The sequence below is a fragment of the Marinifilum sp. D714 genome (assembly GCF_030851345.1).
In the GTDB taxonomy this organism is placed as follows: domain Bacteria; phylum Bacteroidota; class Bacteroidia; order Bacteroidales; family Marinifilaceae; genus Marinifilum.
The window spans coordinates 40,862-63,119 of record NZ_JALPNU010000008.1 but is presented as its reverse complement, the minus strand read 5'-3'; the positions used below and the strand labels follow the sequence as shown (position 1 = coordinate 63,119).

Sequence of the window (22,258 nt, the reverse complement as noted above, 5' to 3'; positions counted from 1 at the left end):
CTTGAATAGTCCAAAAGGTGAATGGTCCAATAGTCAAAAGTAGGATGGGCAAACAGTCATTGCTAATCACAATATCTTTTGTACGCACAAAGCAGCAGAGTTTCGTAATATTTGTAGCCCTGTATTATATTCTTGTTTTTAAGGTGCAGAGCACCGAAATATTTTTCCTTATCATGAATGCTTGTCTATTTTTTCTTAAGTTTGATTTCGAATTCATTTAATTAAACAGAAAAGACAAATGGAAATCAGAAAAAACGAGACACAATTGGTGTGTATCGCCAAATTTATAGCCAAAGAAGGAGAAGTTGATCAGTTGATTAAAAATCTTCATTCTTTAATTCCAATGACATTGCAAGAGGGTGGATGCATTCGTTATGAATTAAACCAATGTATCGATGAGCCAAATAGAATCACTTTTATCGAAAAGTGGTACGATCAGGTAACTTTTGATGCGCACTGTAATACACCATATATTGTAGAATTCTTTAATGATGGCAAACCACATCACGTAAATGAGTTTGAGGTGACCTTGCACAAAGAGTTGTTGCCGTAATCAATTACAAATTAATAATTACGATTTTATAGTTTGAGATTCCGACTAAAGTTCGGACTCTCAATTGTAGATATCTTTAAAGATAACCAGATAAAACAAAAGGGAAATTGGATATCATCCAATTTCCCTTTTTTAATGTCTTATAATAGAGTCGTAAACTCTGTCTATTTTGTTGCAGGAATTACTTCTTTTTCTCCAGCTTTAAGCCATGCTTCGCCAACTCCTAAAATGGTTCTGCCAGCAACACCGTTAATAATTATTGCTGCCATCATGTACCAAGCTGCAAGTGCACATGCAATTAGTACGTAAGCTGCAACTGTATTCATTGCTGGGAATCCAAAGTGTCCTAAATCCAATAGGATGAATCCTAGCACTAAAATACTGAAAGTAGTTGCCATTGCTCCGTGAATGAATAGTGAAGCAAACCAAAGAATGATTGTGAAGAATGTATAGGCTAATAAAAAATAACCTACATCAGTTCCGGTAGATTTGTAGATTCCAAAGTGGTTTAACATCCATACAATTCCTATGGCAATCCAGAAAGATCCATAAGCTGAAAATGCTGCAAAACCAAAGTTGTTCGCATTTTTGTGTTCTAAAAGACCTGCGCACAATTGAGCAATTCCGCCAAATGCAAAACCTACAGCCAATACCGGACCTAATCCACACAGTCCAAGGTTATGCAATTGTAATAAAATGGTACTTAAACCAAATCCTCCAAGTCCGACAACAGCCGGATTTCCTAATTTTACGTTGTTCATTACTAAAGTTAATTTTATCTTAGATTGAGCGGCAAAACTAACAAAATGCCTAGCAGGTAATTAAAGCCGATTGTAGTTTAAAAACATACCTACTGTACAACATTTTGCTTTGAAAAGTGTAAGTTCGTGATCAGTAGTGCTGTGTAGCTGATATGCGTCCTTTTAGGGCTTTATGTTGTGTTGCACAATAGTATTTGTAACAATTAGATTGACAGGTTTTTATGGGATAAAAAACCTCAAGATTAAATCCCGAGGTTTTAAATGAAATTATCAGTTCTTATTTTTTTGGAGTATCGCTCATATAAAAAGTGATTTCACCACCATTCATAATTTCAGAGTGCCTAATAGTAAAGTTGGCAAGAACTTTACCGTTTAATTCAACTTTATCTACATAAACATTTTTCTTCGATTGATTTACCGTATTTACAACAAATGGGTTTTCATTTATGAGGAGTGAATTTTTGTTGTAACAAAGATGGATAGATAAAAACTTAAGTTTGGTGCAGTGATGGTGAAAGTGACTCCTGATTGTAACAGGTTTAATTCTTTTTATTACCTATCTCATGAGGTATAGAATAAAGATGATTTGTTTTAAGAAAGATATTTTGTATAGAATTTCAATATGCTTAATTTAGTCTTTCTGTTAAATTTAGTTTTTATCGAAAAAAACTATTGATATCACTTTAAACCAATTTTTTTTAAAATGAGGAAAATTCAATTAATCTTATTTGCTGTAATTATTTGTATTGGCAATAACGCTTTTGCTCAATATTCGAGCAATAAATTTATGGTAAAATCAGGCTATGTGGAAATGAAATTGAGCGGTGCAACAAAAGGGCAGCGTTTGATATGGTTTGATGATTATGGGAAACTTTACAAAGAAGAGGTAAAGTCCGAAACAAAAGTTAAAGTTTTTGGAATTGAATCCTCAGAAAAAAAGCACACATTAAAGATAGTCAAGGATGGTGTGATTTATGAGGTAAATCAATTGAATCATACCGGAACAAAACTGGAAACCGTTATTTCACCCGAATATTATTCAGCTTTGGAAAACATGTCGGATGCTCAGAAAAAAGAGATTGCGGATGAATTGTTGGAAGCCTTTGGAGGCCAAAGATTAGGTACTTCAGAGTTTTTTAACAGAAGCTGTGAAAAAATTAAGGTTTTGGGAGCAACAGTTTGGATTTATAAAGGAGTTGTTTTAAAATCCGAGGCAAAAATGATGGGTGTTGAGAACCATGAGGTAGCGCTTAAGTTTGATGAGAATATAAAAATTCCATCATCAACTTTTGAGATTCCTGAAGATATAAGTTGGAATGAACCTGAAATGAGGTTGGGCCAATCGTTAGACATGTTTTCAGAAGAGGAGATGGAGTATGATTCGGATGAAGAAATATTTCCAGTTGAATATCCATACAATGAATTTCAGGATGTTGTTGGGAAAGTAAAGTACAGCAACTTTAAAAAATCAGCCGTTTTTAATGTAGATGGGCAATATATTGCGTCTTTCACAAAAACAATGACAGAAAACTTTACCATTGTTGCCAGTTCAAATAAAGATGTTGAATCAGATGAGGCACAAGAGGAGCTGGCTGCTTACAGTCATTTTACACATCAAGGGAAAAAAATGCATTTTGGGGATGCCATTGACGATGATGGGAGCAATATGAATGCTTCTGCATTGATTATTGAGTATCCTTCAGAAGATATGCTTATATCAATAGTAAGTATGCCAAAAATGACAAAATCTCAAGCCTTAACAATCGCAGACCAACTAAAGTTTTAAATAAAGTCCCGGCTCAAAGCTGAGCCGGGAAATTTTTTATCTTCCAACCAATTCTAGTTCACGGCTTGATATCTCTCGCATTTCTACTTTTCTAATCTTTCCAGTAACCGTTGTTGGAAATTCTTTTGTGAATTTGAAGTACTTTGGAATTTTGTAGGTTGCAATTTGTCCTTTACAGTACTCGCGAAGTTCATCTTCACTGACAGATTTTCCTTCCTTGAATTTAATCCAGGCCATCACTACTTCGCCATATTTGTAATCGGGAACACCAATCACGTAAACCTCACTAATGGCTTCGTGTGTGTGCAAATACTCCTCAATTTCGAAAGGAGAGATGTTCTCACCACCTCTAATGATCATATCCTTAATTCTACCAGTAATGGTAACATAGCCTTCATCATCCATACTTGCTACATCGCCAGTGTGCATCCAACCTGCATCATCGATAACTGCATTGGTTGCTTCTTCGTTGTTCCAGTATTTTAACATTACCGAATAACCTCTGGTACAAAACTCTCCACTTTCTCCACGTGGTACAATTTTTCCAGTTGTAGGATCAATGATTTTAATTTCCTGATGTGGATGAACACGACCAACGGTGCTAACTCTTTTATCCAATTGATCATCCACGAAAGTTTGAGTAGAAACAGGTGAGGTTTCCGTCATTCCATAGCAAATGGCAACATCTTTCATATTCATTTTTTCTTGTACCTCGCGCATCGCTTTTTCAGGACAAGAAGCTCCGGCCATAATTCCAGTTCTCAAACTACTCATGTTGTATTTTTCGAAGTTGGGATGTTCCAATTCGGCAATAAACATCAGAGGAACACCGTATAAAGAGGTACATTTCTCATCCTGAACGGTTTTTAAAACGGTTTCTGCCTCAAAGGCTTCACCAGGAATAATCATTGCCGAACCATGTGTAATGCAGGCAAGGTTTCCCAATACCATTCCAAAACAGTGGTAAAAGGGAACAGGAATGCAGACTCTATCTTTTTCCGTGTAATGCAATCTTTCGCCAATAAAGTAACCATTATTCAGAATGTTGTGATGAGTTAATGTAGCTCCTTTTGGAAATCCTGTTGTTCCGGATGTGTATTGAATATTAATCGGATCATCGAATTGTAAGGTGGCTTCAATGTCTTCAACTTCCTGGGTAGAGATTCTTTTTCCAGCTTCAATTAAAGCTTGCCAATCCCTATCAAGAATTACAATTTGCTTTAGATGAATACAGGATTTTCGAACTTCCTGAATGATTTCAAAGTAATTTGTTTTTCTAAAGTTTTTGGACATGATTAGCAGGCTGATCTCCGATTGACGTAAGGCAAATTTCAATTCAGATGCCTTGTAGGCTGGATTTACATTGACCAATATGGCGCCAATTCTGGCAGTTGCAAATTGCACTATTACCCACTCGTGTCGGTTTGGAGACCAAACTCCTACACGATCACCTTTTTTTACGCCAAAAGCCAATAAGCCTTTTGCGATTTCCTCAATTTGGTTCCAGAACTCCTGATAGGTGGCACGATAATTTTGGTATGGAACAACTAAAGCTTCTCTGTCTGGGAATTGCTCCACGGTTCTTCTTAATCTTTCAGTAATGGTTTCGCCTAAAAGTGGCATTTCTGAGCTACCATGCTCATACGATAGTTTATTCATGTTTATGGTTTTGCGCAGGAGAATTATTTCAATTCAACTGTTTTAAGATTATTAACAAAACCATCTTTTGCTCAAAAGAAAATTTGAGCACTTTGATTAGGAAGTAAATTTAGTTGTGTGATTTATCTGAAATCGGCTGCAAGTTATAAAAATTGAGACTAGAAAGAACTTCTTTTACAGAATAAATTGTTGGAGCAATTTACTAATCTTCCCAAACTATGGTTTTCATATCTTCCCAGAACGGTCCAAATTGAATTTCCGAAATTTTTCCATCATCTAACCAAAGGTGCAGATTTTCATTTGGGAAATAGATTAATTCATGAGTAGGAAATTCTTCGGAGTCAGCCTTTTCGAATTCTGGTTTACCGAGCTGAAAAAGCTCTAGTTCATCCAAAAGGTTACGTTTTGATAATCCTATTTTTATAAAGTTAAAGATGTGGTATTGTGTGTGATAGATTGAAATGTAGCTCAATCTGAACTGATCAACAGATTCGAAAGTAAAACTTAAACCTTTGCTATTATAAAATAGAGTAATACTGTTTTCACTTGGAGAAAGTGAATATTCTCCAACTTCATCAGCTTTACCCAATATTTTTTCAACTTCGGCTTGTATCATACCAAAATTGACTCCAGAGATGCCTTTGCCTAATATGATTTCGTTTTGGTCCATATTCAATTTTCAAAAGGATATTTTAATTTGATCTGATCTCTAATTTTATCAAGAGTTGATAATGTTTTTTTGCTCTTCCAAATAGGAATAACAGAACTTTCCAATCTGCCTTTTTTAATTAGTTCTCCAACTGCATAGGCTTCGTAGTTATAACCCATCTCTTTACTTTCATCTTCAAACTCCAATACTTCATCAGCAACAATTAGCTTAGATGTTTTTGCCATCCAAAACTTAGGAATCTCAATACGACCTTTGGTACCATAAATAACCGCTTCATTCTTCATATTAGAGAGAAATGAACTCGAAATTTGTGCTAACCCACCATTCATATACTTCAGCTGTATGCTATTGTATTCGTCAACACCAGTATTACCAATATGGGCTAAACTTTGAATGCTTTCTATTTTGTCATTAAAAACCAGCTCAGAAATCGCAACACCGTAAATTCCTATATCAAGTAATGCACCTCCGGCTAAATCAGGATTTGCCAGCCTGCCTTCTTTGTTCAGATTACCCACGAAGCCAAAACTTACCTGCAATTGTAGCACATCACCAATTTTACCCGAATGTATCCATTCCATTGTTTTTAATATGGCAGGTAAATAATAGGTCCATATGCCTTCCATAAAGAATAAGTTCTTTTCTTTTGCCAAGCGACTTAAGGCTTCAAATTCTTCGGAGTTAACACAAACTGGCTTTTCGCATAATACAGCTTTGCCATTGTTAAGACATAGGCTAGCATGTTCAAAATGAAAGTTGTGAGGAGTGGCTACGTAAACAACTTGAATATCCGGATTCTCCATCATCTTTTCGTAGGATGAGTAAGAGTGTTCGATATTATATTGACTTGCAAAATGATTTGCTTTTGCTTCTGAACGAGAAGCTATAGCAATGATTTTACCGTTTGGTACAACTTTAAAGTCATTTGCAAATTTGCCAGCTATCTTTCCAGCCCCTAATATTCCCCAGTTTACTGTCATTGTTCTTTATTTTGATTATTAAAGATATGATTTTGCAAAAAAATTAAGTATGAAATCCGAAAAAATATTTTGGTTCTATAAGATTTTTAGTGGTGAGTTACAAAATAGTACTTAAAATACTTAAAGTGCCTTAAGTACATAAAATGTATGGTATAAACATTACAATCACTCATTTAAGCTTGTATTGAATAAACTGATTAAAAAAAATTATCGTACTAATACTTTAAGTACTCCAAGTATTCTAAGTACTTTAGGCACTTTTTTAGAGTTACCCATTATAAATCATACAGCACCTTTTATTTTTAATAATTCTTCTAATTTAATCTTAAAAGTTTTGGAATATTGAAGATGAAGGAAGAAAAAGGCAAGATAAATTAAATGTAATTTAAAAAAACTGTTCATCAATTCGTTTTCCGAGTAATCCAGATCCAAGAACAGTAAAAAGAGGATAAAAACTTTATCAATACAGTAAAATCACTATTTTTACATCTTCAAAATCAATACAAGTAAAAATGGCAAAAGATTTTCGACCAACCGACTATATTTTGGAGTCGCTAGAAACGGGTAAGAGATTTGAGGACGAAGGATGGACTCTTGATGCTCCCGGTGAAGATAAACCTTGTTTAATTAGAGCAATTTACGATAAAAAACAGATTGAAGTAAAGGATAATTCTTTAGGGATTTATAAATTTTCCGATTGGTTGCCAGTTCACAAAACATTGGAAGGATCTTCTGCGCCTGCAACTTATAGGAGTGAAGGTTTGGCAAAGTACCTTGGTTTGAATAATCTTTACATCACTTTTAGTGGATATTGGCCTGAAAAAGGAGCTAACTTCAGAACTTGCTCCTTCAAGGAGACTGAAGCTTATTCGGTTGGTGGTCGTTTAGATGATGATAATAATATTTTGGTCGTTGCATCGGCAGGTAATACGGCAAGAGCATTTGCCAGAGTATGTTCAGATAATAATATTCCATTGTTATTGTGTGTGCCGGAAGATAACATTAATGCACTATGGTTTGATGAACCAATTAAAGACAATGTAAGACTTGTGGTAACCAAATCTGGAAGCGATTATTTCGATGCAATTCATCTTTCGAATTTAGCTTGCCAGCTTGATGGGTTTATTGCTGAAGGAGGTGCAAAAAATGTAGCTCGTCGCGATGGTATGGCATGTACAGTTAATTCAGCAGTTACTGAAATAGGGAAAATTCCTGATTACTATTTCCAGGCAGTTGGATCGGGAACAGGTGCCATTGCAGCTTGGGAAGCAAACCTACGTTTTATTGAAGACGGAAGATTTGGTTCTAACAAAATGAAATTAATGGTTTCTCAAAATACTCCTTTCTTGCCAATGCACGACGCATGGAAAGAAGATTCAAGAGAAATGTTGCCATTGGATGATAATTTGGCGAGAAAACAAGTTGAGGAAATTGTAGCCAAAGTATTGTCGAATCGTAAGCCTCCATACTCTATTATAGGTGGATTGTACGATGCAATGAAAGATGCAGGTGGAGATGTTCTTAAAGCTACAAATGAAGAAGCTGCTGAAGCTGCCAGAATTTTTGAGGAAACAGAAGGTAATGATATTCATCCAGCAGCAGCTATTGCAACAGCAACTCTTATCAATTATGCCAAAGAGGGCAAGTTGGACAAGGATGATTATGTAATGCTTAATATTACAGGAGGAGGAGAAGAACGCTTTAAAAGAGAAAAAGAGGTGGTTTATTTGAAACCTTCCCATGTTTTCGATATCAATCCTGACTTGAGTGATGTGAAGGATGTGATGGAAAAACTTTTCAAATTGAAAATTGACACTACAGTATAATATAAAGAAAGCAGGCTTTAAGCCTGCTTTCTTTATATGGATTTTTCTTCTTTTAGTTGATAAGAGAATGTACAATATCAATTGAATCGCTTATGCATTTTGAGCAAATGGATTCTTTGGTATTGTTATCCTTACAATATTGTTGGCCTTCTTCTGTATTTAAATCACATTTTATAATATCTCTACAATCCAAAGATTCATGCAGTTGTGTAAATCTGCGATTAAACTCCTGTATCATTGACCTGTTATTATCGGTTTGTAAGCTGTGATTGGAACACTTCTCGCAATTATGAATGCCGATAAGCATAAAAGCACCGGTTACAGCACCACAGGTTTTTTGCAGTCGTCCCATTCCCCCTCCAAAACCACTGGAGAGTTGAAAGGCCAAATTGTCGTCGAATTTGTATTGATCTGAGAATGCAAGTAGAACGGACTGAGCACAGTTCATTCCAGATTTAAAGCTTTCAAGCGCTTTTTCCTTTGTTGTAATCATAGTGGGGTTTATTACTTGTTTTTTTGGTTAACTAATTGGTTGTTTAAAGATAGCTTTATTGATTGGTATTAAAGTTCCTCTAAGGGAGGAATTTCCAAATTTTTTGTGTATTCATATCCTAATTTGAAAATTTCCTGAGCCTTATTTCCATTCAATATTTCATAATCGCGCAATCCGGTAGGTTCAATAAGTAACGAACATTTATTTTTATGCCTGATTACATTGGAGTGAACGCCTAACTGAAAAGTGCGTGAAGCTACTTGAACCAGATTATCAAACTTTTCTATTTTTTGAATTGGACTTACATTCACGGCAATAATAATATCGCACTTATTGATTAGAGGTGATATGGGAAGGTTGTCAAATAGGCCACCATCAACATACATGATATTGTCCATCTTAACAGGAGAAAATAATACGGGAATACTCACTGAGGCCAATAAATATTTTAGCAAATCCCCTTCTTTTATATATTCAACTCTGCCATCATTTAAATTGGATACTGCAATGAACAAAGGAATTTTAAGATTTTCAATTTTCTTGGTTTTGATGTGCTTTTTTATCTCCTTTTCAAGTCCAATCAAGCTAAATAATTCATGTCGAGGGTATTGCCATTTTGAATAGGCCATTACACCCTTGTTTTTTAAAGCTTTTAATATTTTAGAATAAGAAAAACCTGAGGCAATAAAGGCTCCAATTAGTGCACCAGCACTAACACCTGAGATAATATCAGGTGTAATTCCTTTTTCTTCCAATGCTTTTAAAACACCTAGATGAGCAAATCCTCTTGCCCCACCACCTCCAAGAGCAATCCCAATTTTCATGTGCGTATAAGTTGAATTATAAACTTAAAATAACAAATTGCGATTAGATTATCTAATCTTTGTGCAAGATTTATAAAAAAGATCATTCAACTGAATGATCTTTTTAGTCTATTAATCTTTAACATCTTCTAATGCTCCTTTTATGATTTCTTCCACAACCGAGGTGTCGAGAAGAGTTGATATATCCCCAAAATTGCTATAGTCTCCTTGTGCAATTTTTCTTAAAATTCTTCTCATGATTTTGCCTGATCGTGTTTTAGGCAAGCCTCTAACCAATTGAATTTTATCTGGTTTTGCAATGGGCCCAATAATTTTAGTAACACCTTTACGAATACTGGTTTTAATACCTTCTTCACCACCGGTCGAAAGATCACCGCAAACTACAAAAGCGTAAATACCTTGACCTTTGATATCGTGAGGGAATCCTACAACGGCAGATTCATTTACCAATGGATGCTCATTAATGGCATTTTCTACTTCAGCAGTTCCCATTCTGTGCCCCGATACGTTGATCACATCGTCAACTCTTCCAAGTATTCGGTAGTACCCATCTTCATCTCTTTTAACACCATCGCCAGAAAAGTAGAGGTTTTCAAAAGTACCAAAGTAGGTTTTCTTGAACCTTTCATGGTCTCCCCAGATTGTTCTTAACATTCCCGGCCAAGGATATTTAATACATAAATTACCTTCTACACTCTTTCCGGATAATTCATTTCCATCCCCATCAACAATGATTGGTTGAATTCCCGGTTGTGGGAGAGTGGCAAAACCAGGTTTTGTAGGAATGATCCCTGCGATAGGACTAATGGAAATTCCTCCTGTCTCGGTTTGCCACCAGGTATCAACAATTGGACAACGGTTTTTACCAACATGATCATGATACCAGTGCCAGGCTTCTTCATTAATTGGCTCTCCAACTGTTCCTAAAACCTTCAAACTTGACAAATCTTTATTTTCTACATATTCTTGTCCCATCGAAATTAAAGAACGAATGGCAGTAGGTGCAGTGTAAAATTGGGCAATACCATATTTGTTTACAATGTCCCAATATCTACCAGCATCAGGATAGGTAGGAATACCTTCGAACATTACCGTTGTAGCTCCATTTAACAAAGGCCCATATACAATGTAGGAGTGACCGGTAATCCATCCAATATCTGCAGAGCAGAAGTAAACGTCGCCATCGCTGTATTGAAATACATTTTTAAATGTGTAGGCAGAATAAACCATATAGCCACCGCAGGTATGAACAATACCTTTTGGCTTATCTGTGGAGCCAGATGTGTAAAGTATAAATAGAGTATCTTCCGCATCCATTAGTTCAGCTTTATTGTCTTCATCAGCATTGGCCATGATTTCGTGCCACCACATGTCTCTTGAATCATGAAAAGCAACCTCAGTATTGGTTCTTTGAACCATTACTACCTTTTCAACCGATGAGCAGTTTTCCAGAGCTTCATCAACAATATCTTTTATTGGAATAATTTTACTGCCTCGAAAAGCGCCATCCGAAGTAATTACCAGTTTGGCTTCGGCATCATTAATTCTATCGGCAAGCGAGTTTGCCGAGAAGCCTGCAAAAACAATGGAATGTATTGCGCCAATTCTTGCACAAGCCAGCATGGCAATTGCCAATTCAGGAACCATTGGCATATAAATGGCAACTCTGTCGCCCTTACCAACGCCAAGCTTTAGCATTACATTGGCAAACTTTTTTACTTCTAAAAATAGTTCATTGTAAGTTAATACTCTGTTCTCATCATTAGGTTCATTGGGTTCCCAAATAATTGCAGGTTGATCGCCGCGAGTAAACAAATGACGTTCGAATATATTTTCGGTAATGTTCAGTTTCCCGTTTAAAAACCAATTGATTTTTGGTTCTGTAAAATTCCAATCCAGAATTTTATCCCATTTTTTACGCCAAAAGAAACTTTCTGCAATTCTACTCCAAAATGCCTGTGGGTTTTCTACACTTTTCTGATATTCGTGTATGTAGCCACCCAGAGTACTAATCTTATCAATCATGATCTTTTAATTTGGTTATCAGTTTAAATCTAAATAACTAAATATATGAAATTCTAGATTGATTGTCCAGATGTAATTTCTATTCAAAAAGGTGATGCTATATTTCTTTGGAAAGATAGTATCTTCACACTATAAAAATTAAAAACGGATGAAAAACAAAAAAACGTTACTAATTATTCTTCTAGTTGTCTTGTTAATCTCAGTTGGTTCAATTCTACTGATTAACAATACCGAATTACTTGTCAATCTTGAGGCCAATGCAGTATCCTTAATAAAGCAATATCTTAAAGTGATTGGATTCTTAAGTATTATGGGCTTGGTGTATTTGCGCATGAAAAAAGGAAATGAAACTACAAGTGAAGAGATAGAATAATGAACCGGCAGAATTTTTCTGATAAAGGGACTACGGAAAAATTCTGCCGCTTCGGCTAACCACTAACCACTACCAATGTAGTACTTTTGTTCCTGTTCGGAATTTATGCTGATTAATATCAAGGAACGAGATACAGGAGAATATCGTTACTTGTGAAATCCAGATACAATTGCATGGTTGAGCTTACAGATTGATGCAATTAACCCAGATTTTCAAATTTATATCCACTTTTTAGGAATATCTAATTTACGAAATTGTCAGACGAATGTCCACTTTTTATAGAGCTTTTCTTACTCACTAAAACAACTAATTTACATGCGTTTAAGATAATCTAACAGCATGATAATAATTGTAATTCCTTAGGTTAAGATTTTATAATCTTGAATCTTTCAAAGAGTTAATTTTCCAAGTTAAATTATAGTACTAACAATGAATAGAGTATGTAATACATTACAATTATTAAGTCTCGCATATAGGACTAAAGAATTAAATACTTGTCAAAATGTAAATAATACTTTACATTTGTTTTGTGCACAAAATAAATGTTTAAGTAGAACTTATAATTTTGAAGAATGAAAACTTATTTTCCGTATTATTTTAAAAGAATTGGAATCCTATTTGTATTTGTTGCTTTTATTTTATCCTGTTTTGGCAATATTGATGATTTTAATAGAGGTTGGTTAAGTGCGGATAAAGATTTGCCTTTTAATAGTATAGGTAATCCAGAATTAGATAAGATTTTGAATTATACTCCATATTTTACCAAGAAGGAAGCCAAACCATGGTTGAACGGAAGCCTAATTTTATCCTTACTTGGTTTTACTTTATATCTATTTTCGAAAGAAAAAATTGAGGATGAATTTTATCAACAATTAAGAGCTAAATCCCTAATGCAAGCTTTGTTTGTTACATGGATCTTTACTGGTTTGGTGTATTGGTTAATACCAGAGTTTGAATTAGAAGGGTTTTATATTTTACAATTGCACCTTATATTTTTTACAATGATTTATTCATACAACAGAAAGGTGAAATTTGGAACTGAATAGCCTCTAAAATAAAGAAACGTGAAGAATACAATTAAAGTAGAAAGAGCAAAAAAAGATATTACTCAAGCAGGATTGGCTGAGCAATTAGGAGTTTCCAGGCAAACCATTAATGCTATTGAGAAAGGAAAGTTTGTGCCCTCAACAGTTTTAGCACTTAAAATGGCTCGTTTTTTCGAATGTAAGGTTGAGGATATTTTTCTTTTGGAAGAAGAGGATTAAGTAAACGAGTCATTTATCAATAATTATATCTTATTTGCTCCTAGGGTAGCCCCGCTATGCCTGTACTGTGCCTGTACGGTGTCCGTACTAGTGGAAAAATGAGAAATTATGCACATAAATTGAAAATAAAATGGACTAAAATATGATAATAAAAAACCAGACAGAATATTGAAAACTGTCTGGTTTGAATCATATCATTATTCGTTTAAATAAACAAGTTCAAGTTCGATTGCTCCGCTTCCGAAAGGTAAGTTGCAACACCACCAATCTGAACGCCATCCAATAATTCTTCTTTGTCTACGCCCATTACGTCCATTGACATTTGGCAGGCAATCATTTCAACACCATTCTCCATGGCACTTTGAAGCATATCTTCCAACGAATCTACTTTTTTGGCAAGCATTCTCTTCTTCATCATTTTGGAACCAAGTCCCATCATGTTCATTTTGGAAAGCTTCAAGTCATCAGCTCCACTAGCCATCATTTTACCAAACATTTTGCCCATCATATCTTTTTCGACCTTAGGTTTTTGAGCTTTCTTGATGATATTCAATCCCCAGAAAGTAAAGAAGAGAGTCACTTTATTTCCAGTAGCAGCCGCTCCATTGGCAATAACCAGTGAAGCCAAAGCACGGTCCATATCATCAGAGAATACCACCATGGTTTTGTTTTTAGGTAGATTGCCAGCAGTAACAGGGCATGCTTCTTTATTGGCTTGTTTCTCAATCAAAGCGGTATAAATTCCTTTCTCAGAATCCACAGAAATTAATTGGTTACCAGTCATTTTGCACCATGCTTCTACATCTTTGGCAAATCCTGGATCGGTAACCTTCTGTTGTAAGCGTTGCCCATTTTCCAATTGATCCATTTCTTTTTTCAATTTGATAATTGGACCTGGGCATTGTAAACCGCAAGCATCAACTTCTATTACCTTTGTATCTGTGTTGGTTCCTTTATTTTCAGATTTAGGTTTCCCTCTGTAGATATGACTGTCTCTCGCAATGTAACTCGACTCAAAAATGTCTTCATTGCTTTGCTTGCAGGTAGCATGCTCGTAGGTTTTGTACCCACCACTTAGGTTGTATACTTCTGAAAATCCTTTCTGCATCAAAATACGTGCAGCAAAGTATCCTCTCAGCCCAACACCACAATAAATAATGATCTTTTTATCTCTAGGGATTTCATCCAAGCGATTTCTGATCTGATCAACTTCGATATTTACCGATCCCTCAATGTTTCCCAATTCATATTCATCTGGAGTTCTAACATCCAGAATGAAGTTGTTTGGAGCATGAAGTTTATAAAGCTCATCCCAATGCATGATTTTTACCAATCCTTCAATGATATTTCCTGCAGTAAAACCAGCTTGATTTACAGGATCTTTTGCTGACGAGTAGGGAGGAGCATAGGCATGTTCAATTTCCTGAAGATCGTAAATGGTGCCATTGTTTTGAAGCACAGTAGCAATCATATCTGTACGTTTATCAACACCTTCGTAACCTAATACTTGTGCCCCATAAAGTTTTCCAGTTTCTGGATGGAACATCAGTTTAATACTGGTAGGAGTTGCCCCCGGATAATATCCGGCATGCGATCCACCATGAGTGATATTTGAGATGTAATTGATTCCTTCCTTTTTCAATACTTTTTCTGCTAAGCCAGTTGAACCAACAGTCAAATCGAATACTTTAGCGATTGCTGTTGCAATTGCACCTTTGTATTCATATTTGTGACCCAATACCAAGTTGTTAGCAAGCAAACGTCCTTGCTTATTAGCGGGACCAGCCAAATAAGCATTGGTATATTTGCCAGTAATTGGGTGAGGAAACGCAATGGCATCTCCCAAAGCATAAATGTGCTCATCACTGGTTTGTAGGTATTTATTAACTTGGATGCCACCATTGGGTGCTAGATCAATTCCAGCTTCTTTAATTAATTTTGTCTCAGGACGAACACCTATTGATAGAATAACCATATCGGCTTCAATTTTTCTTCCCGATTGTAAACGAATTTCAAGATAATCACCTTTGCGATCAAATTCACTTACTCCATCCTTTAGAAAAAACTCTACGTTTTTAGTTTTCAGATGCTGATGAACTACTGCTGCCATTTCATAGTCCAATGGAGTCATTACTTGTTCTGCCATTTCAACTATAGTAACCATCATTCCCAGGTGATGAAGGTTTTCTGCCATTTCAAGTCCAATGAAGCCTGCACCCACTACAACGGCTTTTTGTGGCTTATTTTCATTGTAATAGGCTTTTATTTTATCTGTATCCTTTACATTTCTTACAGTGAAAATTGCAGAATCGTTGATGCCAGGAATAGGAGGCTTAATTGGTTCAGCTCCTGGAGAAACAATCAGTTTATCGTATGTTTCTGTATATACAGTGTTGCTTTTTAAATCTTTTACTTCTACTTCTTTCTTCTCTCTGTTGATTTTAATTACTTCATTAAGTATTCTCACATCAACATTCAGCCTTTTGTTGAAACTTTCAGGAGTTTGTAGTAGTAGATTTTCCCTTTCTGTGATTATATCTCCTACATAGTAAGGCAATCCACAGTTTGCATATGAAATGTGTTCACCTCTTTCAAACATGATTATCTCTGCTGACTCATCCATCCTTCGAAGACGGGCAGCCGTTGTTGCACCTCCTGCAACTCCACCAACAATTAAATATTTCGCCATTGTATATCTTGTAATAATTAGATCTGTATAAAAATAAACATCCAGATATCTAGATGTAATAGGTGCAAATGTAAGATTTGATTTAATGGATACAAGACTTCTGTACAGTTTTGAGATGTGTTTTATAGCATGTTTTCGATTGGTAGGGTTGTTAGTTGTTGAATATCTGTGATATATGTAGAGTGTGATATATTTCACACTGTATTTATTTGAGAATTATCTCAATATTATTAAGGTGGAATTTAACTTACTCCTCAAGTAATGAGTATCTAGAGCATTACAAAAGATCAGGCATGAGAAAATCTATCAGCAAAATAAATGTGCTAAATGAACAGGTAAAAAGGTAAAATAGACTTATTTTCGTTTCAAGGATAATACCGATAATTAATTAGTAAGCGCCATTTGTTCGTATCACTCCAAATGTCGAACTATTTATATATCGGCATTTTAATTTAATATTTCATAGTTTCGCTTAAAGCCAACTCTGAAATTTAAATGATGTAGATTTCGACATGATAAAATTTGATAATGTAAGCTTAAAATTCTCAGATCAAATTATTTGTGAGAGACTTAATTTCGATGTAAAATGTGGTGAGTCATTTTGTTTGAGTGGGCCTTCTGGTAAAGGAAAATCGACTCTGTTGAAATTGATGCTTGGGATTATTTTACCTGATTCTGGTGACATATACATAGATGGTCACAAACTTGCTCCTGATAATGTTGAAGAACTCAGAAAACAAATGAGCTGGCTTCCTCAAAATGTTCATCTACCTGTTGATTCGGGACAAGAACTGATAGAATTACTGAAGTTGAATGAAAAACAAGTAGAAATGTTTAAGCATTATCTGCAGCAGCTTGAAATATATAATGGAGAGCAGGAGAGAGTCTTTACTGAAATTAGTGGTGGCCAAAAGCAGAGAATTGTATTGGCAGCAAGTCTGAGTCTGCAAAAGCCAATTATATTATTAGATGAACCAACTTCTGCTTTGGATGAAGAATCAATTGACCTTGTGATTCAACTGGTGAATGGCCTTAAGGATAGAACCATTGTGTCTACATCCCACAATAGCAAATGGGTGGAGAGTTGCTCAAATGTATTTGAATTGTAATGATTTGATAAAATCAATCTGACATGCAAGAAATAGCTGATATTGGAATAATACACCTAATTGTAGGAGCTTTTTTAATGGTAATCCCTATTGTGGGATTTTTGTATTTCAAGCTTAAAATTATCAAAGAAACTTTGATTGCAATGATTCGAATGATAATTCAACTATCATTGGTGGCACTTTATCTTGAATATATTTTTGAATGGAACAATGCGTTCATTAATTCTGCCTGGGTAATTGCCATGGTGTTGGTTGGCTCTTTCACTACCATTAAACGAACGGGCTTATCTTACAAGCATTTTGTACTCCCGTTTTTTATTTCCGGATTGACCAGCATATTTATAGTAGATACATTTTTTCTTGGTTTCATAATTCAATTGGATTACGTGTTTGATGCCCGCTATTTCATTCCTATCTCAGGTATGATTTTAGGAAATGCTTTAAATCACAATATTGTTGGAATTAGCAATTACTTTACACGATTGCATAAAGAACAAGAATTGTATTTCTTTCTCTTGGTGAATACCAATAGCCAAAAACACTCCTTGTTACCATATATCCAATCAGCCATTAAGAGTGGTCTGAACCCTTTAATTGCAACCATGTCGGTATTGGGCTTGATTTCCTTACCAGGAATGATGACAGGACAAATTTTGGGAGGTAGTTCTCCAGTGATAGCCATAAAATATCAGATTCTAATCATGATCGCCATATTTGTTGGTTGTTCTTTTAATTTGATGGTAAGTATCATCTTGACCAATCGTTTTGTATTTGATTCTTACGGTAGATTTAAACCCGGTATTTTTGCAGCTAAGAAATAACTTTTTGCCTTATGATGTGGTAGATAGATTAGTCTTGTGATATCTACGCAACCGTTTTCGTTATTTGAAATGAATCTAAAAAATCTCTGGGGAATATTTTTTTATTGGCTTTAATCCAAATAATGGTATTTTAGCAGCAAATAAAAGTAGAAAGCTCATTTGAGTTACAATCTATAAGCAGAAATGAAAGATTATTTTGAATTTTACTTTTACGTTCTCGCATACCTAGTATGTTTTTTTGAAATCTTCGGTGGATTATAAAATCTGCCTCTTACCGCGATCCTTAAATTTTAGGGTCCGTTTTCCTATACACAATATTTTGTAACTGAGTTTTTGAATTTGAAGTGTTATTTTACTTCAAATCGTAATATCACATCTCTCACATACCTGCAATTTTAGATTGCAAGTTGTCTGAACACATAGAAAACTAAATAGTTAAACAAATATAACATGCAAAAGTCTTTACTATTAGGTGTAGAAGCCATTGCACAAGGTGCAATCGATGGCGGAATGTCTGGGGTTTATGCTTATCCAGGAACACCTTCAACCGAAATTACAGAGTACATTCAACACTCTAAGCAAGCACAACAATTAAATATTCACAGAGACTGGGCAGCCAATGAAAAGACTGCTATGGAATCTGCATTGGGAATGTCATATGCTGGTAAGCGTTCTATGGTGTGTATGAAACACGTAGGTTTGAACGTTGCAGCTGACTGTTTCATGAATGCAGCTATCACTGGTGCAAACGGTGGTATGTTGATCGTTGTTGCTGATGACCCATCAATGCACTCTTCTCAGAACGAGCAGGATTCACGTGTATATGGTAAGTTTGCAATGATGCCAATCTTGGAGCCATCGAACCAGCAAGAAGCATATGATATGGCTCGTTTCGGATTCGAATTGTCTGAAGCTTGCGAGATTCCAGTGTTAATGAGAATTACTACTCGTTTGGCTCACTCTCGTGCAGGTGTTACTCGCGCTGCTGAAGTTGTTGCTCAAAACGATATGAAATTACCAGAAGACAAAGTACAGTTCGTATTGCTACCAGGTATCGCTCGTAAGCGTTACAAGTTGTTGTTGAACAACCAGGCAAAATTCGAAACTGCCTCTGAAGAATCACCATATAACAGCTACACCGAAGGTACTGATAAATCAATGGGTATCATCGCTTGTGGATTAGGTTACAACTACTTAATGGAAAACTATCCAAACGGTGATTGTCCATATCCAGTTGTAAAAATTAGCCAGTACCCAATTCCTCGCACAATGATTCAAAAAATCACCAGCGAGTGTGATAAGGTAATGGTATTGGAAGAAGGATATCCTGTAGTTGAAGAAATGTTGAAAGGATATTTGGAAAAAGAAGCTGTAATCGGTCGTTTGGATGGTACTTTGTCTCGCGACGGTGAGTTGAAGCCTGAAATGGTTGGTAGAGCTTTAGGATTTGATGTTGAAGAAGGTGCTGAAGTTCCTAACTTGGTATCTGCTCGTCCACCAGCATTGTGTGTTGGATGTTCGCACATTGATGTATATACTGCATTGAACGAAGTTGTTGCTGAATACGGTGAAGGTCGCGTATTTGCAGATATAGGTTGTTACACTCTAGGTGCATTGCCTCCATTTAATGCGATCAACTCTTGTGTTGATATGGGTGCTTCTGTAACTATGGCTAAAGGTGCTGCTGATGCAGGATTGATTCCATCGGTTGCAGTAATTGGTGACTCTACATTTACTCACTCAGGTATGACTGGTTTATTGGATGCTGTTAACGAAAAAACTCCAATTACAGTAATTATTTCTGATAACGAGTCTATCTCGATGACTGGTGGTCAGCATTCATCTGCTAAAGGTAAATTGGAATCAATTTGTGAAGGTTTAGGTGTTGAGCCAGAACATTTACATGTATTAACTGCTGTACCTAAGAAGCGTGATGATTTAAAAGATCTTCTTCGCAAAGAATTCGAATACCAAGGGGTATCAGTAATTATTCCTCGTCGTGTTTGTGTTCAGAAGAACGTTCGCGATCAGAAAATCAAGAAAGCCGCTAAAGCAAAAGCAGCTGCTAAAGCTTAAATTGGAGCAAAGCGATTGGAATTGAGGCAAGCCTGCAAGTACTTAAAATACTTGAAGTGCCTAAAGTACTTAAAGTGATCTCGGATTTTATCAGTTATAACTTTAAGTACTAATAAATACTTTAAGTACTTATAACTTGTTGATTAGCTCTATTCAGTTCGCACCATGCTCTTATATGTTATTAATCGAAAAAACAAAGTAAGATATGAAAACAGATATGGTCATAGCAGGTGTTGGTGGTCAAGGGATTTTATCCATTGCTGCTGCTTTAGGATCTGCTGCTCTAGAAAATGATTTATATATGAAGCAAGCTGAAACTCACGGTATGAGTCAGCGTGGTGGTGATGTTCAGTCATTCATGAGAATTTCTGACAAGCCTATTTATTCAGATTTGATTCCAGCTGGTGGTGCTGATATTATTCTTTCAGTTGAGCCAATGGAAGCACTTCGCTATCTTCCTTACTTAAAGAAAGGTGGATACGTAGTAACCAATTCAACTCCATTTGTAAACATTCCTGATTACCCGGAGATGGAAAAGTTAGAGAAGACAATTAAAGATCTTCCAAACTATGTATTGATCGATGCTGATAAGATTGCTGAGGAAACAACTGGTTCTAAGCGTGCTTTCAACTTCGTAATGTTGGGTGCTGCTTCACCATTTATCGATGTTCCTTTCGAGTATCTTGAAGCAGGTATCCGTAAGATTTTCGAAAGAAAAGGAGAGGAAGTAATCGAAATGAATATCAAAGCACTTCACGCAGGACGTAAGTTTGCTGAAGAAAACAAATAGTATTTGTACCTAACCTAGACTACTATAACTCAGAATCCCCGTCAGGAATTTTCCTTTCGGGGATTTTTTTATTGCAATTGCATCAATTGTATTTTTTTAGGCCTTACTCCCAAACATTTTTCACGTACTAGTCCGAGTCCTTCCCTCACGTGAGGAAAATGTTTTCCCTCGTACCTGTCTGAAACTTTCCCTGCCTAGAGGGAAAAGCTTTGCCTGTATGCAGGGAAATGTTCTGCCCGTATAGGGGAATTGGTTTATTGAATAGAATTTTCTTTCAAAAAGAAGTAAGGAAGGCGAAACTTGCATTGAATTGTTTATAATAATGTTTTACTTTGCGCAAAAAATAATACCGATTACTATTCAATCCCGAAAGCATTCGGGAGCGCCTTTAGTGCGTTTCACTTCTAAAAGCACTTTGAATATGTATCGGCATTATACCAGCGCATTTAAATGGTATAAAACTTTGGCAAGAAAGAAGAAAAATAAACTGTTAAGTTGGATGTGGTACTTTGTTGTGGTGCTAATTGTTTTTGGCATTGGCTTTAACCTTCCTTCTTTAACCTGGTTAGAATTCAATTTAAAATTGGCCTTACAAATCATCATTACCACAAGCATTGCAAGTTTTATAGGTAATCTTATCGAGGAGAGAAACTGGTCGCAATTGATCAAGCGATTTACGAGTCCGATTACCCGATGGGCAAAACTGCCAAATGTTTCCGCTACCGCTATATTTAGTTCATTTTTCTCTTTGGTTACTGCAAACAGTATGCTTACATCCGCTTACGAAAGCAATCAGATGAGTCGCAAGCAACTCCGTGTAAGTGCCATGTGTACTTCCTTTATGAGTTATTTGTATCATAGCCTTAGAATCATGTATCCAACCATTGCAGCAGTGGGAGTGGTGGGAGCCACTTATTTTGGATTACTTTTCGGATTGGGTTTTCTTGTAGTTTTTATAGCCTTGTTGGTATCGAGGTATAGCAAAACGATTCCTGATATTCAGAATGATATTTTCGTTGAGAAAGAGGAGAGAAGTGCTGATACCTGGAGGGTGAGCATAGAGAAAGCTCGCAAAAAAACTTACTTGGTGGTGAATAGGATGTTTCTTATTGCAATTCCGATGTTTTTGTTTTTCTCTTTTTTAAACGAAATTGGTTTCTTCGATTTATCGGATAGTTTGTTTAAATCTTCAAGTTTAAGAGAGTACTTTCCTCCAGAATCTCTTGCAGTGGCAAGTTCTATGTTGGGTGGTATTTTAAGTGCAGCTACTGTAGCGGCAGGCTTTTTAAAGACAGGAAGCTTGCAGACTTCACATGTATTGATAGCTTTGTTAATGGGCAATATCATTTCACTTCCCATAAGAAGTTTAAGAAGGAGTTTGCCTTCAGCAATGAGTGTTTTTCCTGCTAAAGAAGCACTTGTAATTGTATTGCTAAATCAAGGAAGTAGGTTGGTGAGCAATATTTTATTGTTAGGTGCAATATTACTACTGATGTATTATCATATCATTTAAAAAGCAGGTTGCTTGTACTTATTTCGGTAAGTTTTAATGGTACAT

Annotated in this window: 20 protein-coding genes; 11 read left to right on the top strand and 9 right to left on the bottom strand. The window is 35.8% G+C overall.

All coding sequences use genetic code 11. The features are described 5' to 3' along the window. The first annotated feature begins 238 nt into the window (after window positions 1-238). A complete protein-coding gene (locus M0051_RS09830; protein WP_306741362.1) occupies window positions 239-553 on the top strand; it encodes a putative quinol monooxygenase in 315 nt (104 codons plus the stop codon). 164 nt (window positions 554-717) lie between these two features. Here M0051_RS09830 and M0051_RS09825 read toward each other — a convergent pair whose 3' ends face one another. Beyond that, window positions 718-1,314 (bottom strand): acetate uptake transporter, encoded by a 597-nt coding sequence (locus M0051_RS09825; RefSeq protein WP_306741361.1) that lies wholly within the window; start codon window positions 1,312-1,314, stop codon window positions 718-720. A gap of 277 nt (window positions 1,315-1,591) precedes the next feature. Beyond that, window positions 1,592-1,762, bottom strand: a complete 171-nt coding sequence (locus M0051_RS19775) for a glycoside hydrolase domain-containing protein (protein WP_373568311.1) — start codon at window positions 1,760-1,762, stop codon at window positions 1,592-1,594. Window positions 1,763-2,017: 255 nt separating this feature from the next. Here M0051_RS19775 and M0051_RS09820 point away from each other — a divergent pair, with 255 nt between their 5' ends. Continuing rightward, entirely contained in the window at window positions 2,018-3,100 is a 1,083-nt protein-coding gene (locus M0051_RS09820; RefSeq protein WP_306741360.1) for a hypothetical protein, read from the top strand. Between the two features lie 36 nt (window positions 3,101-3,136). Here M0051_RS09820 and M0051_RS09815 read toward each other — a convergent pair whose 3' ends face one another. The 3 genes from M0051_RS09815 to M0051_RS09805 all read right to left on the bottom strand — a co-directional run bounded on the left by M0051_RS09815 (window position 3,137) and on the right by M0051_RS09805 (window position 6,409). Beyond that, window positions 3,137-4,759, bottom strand: a complete 1,623-nt coding sequence (locus M0051_RS09815) for an AMP-binding protein (protein WP_306741359.1) — start codon at window positions 4,757-4,759, stop codon at window positions 3,137-3,139. A gap of 202 nt (window positions 4,760-4,961) precedes the next feature. Next, complete coding sequence (locus tag M0051_RS09810; RefSeq protein ID WP_306741358.1) at window positions 4,962-5,429, bottom strand: hypothetical protein; 468 nt, start codon at window positions 5,427-5,429, stop codon at window positions 4,962-4,964. A 2-nt stretch (window positions 5,430-5,431) separates the two neighbouring features. Next, complete coding sequence (locus tag M0051_RS09805; protein ID WP_306741357.1) at window positions 5,432-6,409, bottom strand: Gfo/Idh/MocA family protein; 978 nt, start codon at window positions 6,407-6,409, stop codon at window positions 5,432-5,434. Window positions 6,410-6,921: 512 nt separating this feature from the next. On the opposite strand from M0051_RS09805, the gene M0051_RS09800 reads away from it, so the two are divergent. Next, complete coding sequence (locus tag M0051_RS09800; protein ID WP_306741356.1) at window positions 6,922-8,235, top strand: cysteate synthase; 1,314 nt, start codon at window positions 6,922-6,924, stop codon at window positions 8,233-8,235. A gap of 52 nt (window positions 8,236-8,287) precedes the next feature. Here the strand turns inward: M0051_RS09800 and M0051_RS09795 are convergent, their stop codons facing one another. The 3 genes from M0051_RS09795 to acs form a co-directional block, all read right to left on the bottom strand. Beyond that, a complete protein-coding gene (locus tag M0051_RS09795) occupies window positions 8,288-8,728 on the bottom strand; it encodes a C-GCAxxG-C-C family protein (protein ID WP_306741355.1) in 441 nt (146 codons plus the stop codon). 68 nt (window positions 8,729-8,796) lie between these two features. Next, on the bottom strand, window positions 8,797-9,552 hold the full coding sequence (locus M0051_RS09790) for a patatin-like phospholipase family protein (protein ID WP_306741353.1): 756 nt from the start codon (window positions 9,550-9,552) through the stop codon (window positions 8,797-8,799). A gap of 111 nt (window positions 9,553-9,663) precedes the next feature. Then, the gene (gene acs / locus M0051_RS09785; RefSeq protein WP_306741352.1) at window positions 9,664-11,577 is read right to left on the bottom strand and encodes an acetate--CoA ligase; all 1,914 of its coding nucleotides are present in this window, start codon (window positions 11,575-11,577) and stop codon (window positions 9,664-9,666) included. Between the two features lie 148 nt (window positions 11,578-11,725). Between acs and M0051_RS09780 the strand changes: the two genes are divergently transcribed. From M0051_RS09780 to M0051_RS09770, 3 genes are all read left to right on the top strand, one after another. After that, window positions 11,726-11,950 carry a hypothetical protein gene (locus M0051_RS09780; protein WP_306741351.1) on the top strand — a complete coding sequence of 75 codons (225 nt, stop codon included), beginning with the start codon at window positions 11,726-11,728 and terminating at the stop codon, window positions 11,948-11,950. A gap of 572 nt (window positions 11,951-12,522) precedes the next feature. Further along, entirely contained in the window at window positions 12,523-12,996 is a 474-nt protein-coding gene (locus tag M0051_RS09775; protein ID WP_306741350.1) for a hypothetical protein, read from the top strand. Window positions 12,997-13,014: 18 nt separating this feature from the next. Next, entirely contained in the window at window positions 13,015-13,215 is a 201-nt protein-coding gene (locus M0051_RS09770) for a helix-turn-helix transcriptional regulator (protein ID WP_306741349.1), read from the top strand. Between the two features lie 205 nt (window positions 13,216-13,420). Here the strand turns inward: M0051_RS09770 and M0051_RS09765 are convergent, their stop codons facing one another. After that, a complete protein-coding gene (locus tag M0051_RS09765) occupies window positions 13,421-15,904 on the bottom strand; it encodes a CoA-disulfide reductase (protein WP_306741348.1) in 2,484 nt (827 codons plus the stop codon). Between the two features lie 512 nt (window positions 15,905-16,416). Here M0051_RS09765 and M0051_RS09760 point away from each other — a divergent pair. The 5 genes from M0051_RS09760 to M0051_RS09740 all read left to right on the top strand — a co-directional run bounded on the left by M0051_RS09760 (window position 16,417) and on the right by M0051_RS09740 (window position 22,213). Then, window positions 16,417-17,013 carry an ATP-binding cassette domain-containing protein gene (locus tag M0051_RS09760; protein ID WP_306741347.1) on the top strand — a complete coding sequence of 199 codons (597 nt, stop codon included), beginning with the start codon at window positions 16,417-16,419 and terminating at the stop codon, window positions 17,011-17,013. 23 nt (window positions 17,014-17,036) lie between these two features. Next, window positions 17,037-17,834, top strand: a complete 798-nt coding sequence (locus tag M0051_RS09755) for an ABC transporter permease (RefSeq protein ID WP_306741346.1) — start codon at window positions 17,037-17,039, stop codon at window positions 17,832-17,834. A 450-nt stretch (window positions 17,835-18,284) separates the two neighbouring features. After that, entirely contained in the window at window positions 18,285-19,910 is a 1,626-nt protein-coding gene (locus tag M0051_RS09750; RefSeq protein ID WP_306741345.1) for a thiamine pyrophosphate-dependent enzyme, read from the top strand. 205 nt (window positions 19,911-20,115) lie between these two features. After that, window positions 20,116-20,700, top strand: a complete 585-nt coding sequence (locus M0051_RS09745; RefSeq protein ID WP_306741344.1) for an indolepyruvate oxidoreductase subunit beta — start codon at window positions 20,116-20,118, stop codon at window positions 20,698-20,700. Between the two features lie 421 nt (window positions 20,701-21,121). After that, complete coding sequence (locus M0051_RS09740) at window positions 21,122-22,213, top strand: hypothetical protein (protein WP_306741343.1); 1,092 nt, start codon at window positions 21,122-21,124, stop codon at window positions 22,211-22,213. Window positions 22,214-22,258 lie beyond the last annotated feature (45 nt).